Source organism: Burkholderia sp. HAN2018, assembly GCF_024704855.1.
GTDB classification, from domain to species: Bacteria; Pseudomonadota; Gammaproteobacteria; order Burkholderiales; family Burkholderiaceae; genus Burkholderia; species Burkholderia cepacia.
The window spans coordinates 1-933 of sequence record NZ_QOBB01000527.1 but is presented as its reverse complement, the minus strand read 5'-3'; the positions used below and the strand labels follow the sequence as shown (position 1 = coordinate 933).

The window sequence follows — 933 nt, the reverse complement described above, 5'->3', positions numbered from 1 at the left end:
CGGCGTCGGGCCGCCAGCGGTGCGCGGTGAGCGCGGCGACGATGCGGCCGCGCTCGTCGTCAGGCAGGGTGCCGGTCGACGCGCCGCCGAGCTGCGCGGCGATATCGGCCGGCAGATCCTGTCGCGTCACGCGCGCGGCGTCGCACACCGCGCACGCATAGCGCAGCACGTTGCGCAGCTGCCGGACGTTGCCGGGCCACGGATACGCGGCCAGCTGTTCGGCGAGCGTTGCGTCGAGTGTCAGCACGTGGCCGGTTGCCTGCGCCTCCTCGGCGAACACGGTGGCGATCACGTCGCGCACGTCCGCGCGCTCGCGCAGCGGCGGCAGTTCGAACGTCGCGCCGCTCAGCCGGTAGTACAGATCCTCGCGGAACGTGCCGTCGGCCACCATGCGCGCGAGATCGCGGTGCGTCGCGCAGATCACGTCGAGATCGACGCGCACGGGCGTATCGCTGCCGAGCGGCACGACCTCGCCATCGGCGAGCACGCGCAACAGGCGGGTCTGCAGCGCGAGCGGCATGTCGCCGATTTCGTCGAGGAACAGCGTGCCGCCGTCGGCGAGTGCGATCTTGCCGCGCGCGCCGTGCTTGCGTGCACCGGTAAACGCACCGGCCGCATAACCGAACAATTCACTCTCGATCAGTGCTTCCGGCAGTGCGCCGCAGTTGACGGCGACGAACGGCCGCGCGCGCCGCGCGCCGGCGTCGTGGATCGCGCGCGCGAACACTTCCTTGCCCGCACCGGTCTCGCCGAACACGAGAATCGGCAGCCGCTTGCTCGCGACCCGCAACGCGAGTTCGGCCTGTTGCGCGATATGCGCGTCACTGCTGTGCAGGAACGGCGTCAGCGCGCCGACGTGGCGTTGCGTGGTGCCCGGGCGGCGCGAGGCCGTGCCGGGCTCGCGGCCGGTGCGCCGTAGCGGCGCGCGCAGCC

The 933-nt window shown here is 72.6% G+C and carries 1 protein-coding gene; it reads right to left on the bottom strand.

Annotation, left to right across the window (positions count from 1 at the left end):
* Positions 1 to 933, bottom strand: a 933-nt coding sequence (locus DPV74_RS41555) for a sigma-54-dependent Fis family transcriptional regulator (RefSeq protein ID WP_162923349.1), incomplete at both ends; no start/stop codon positions are given.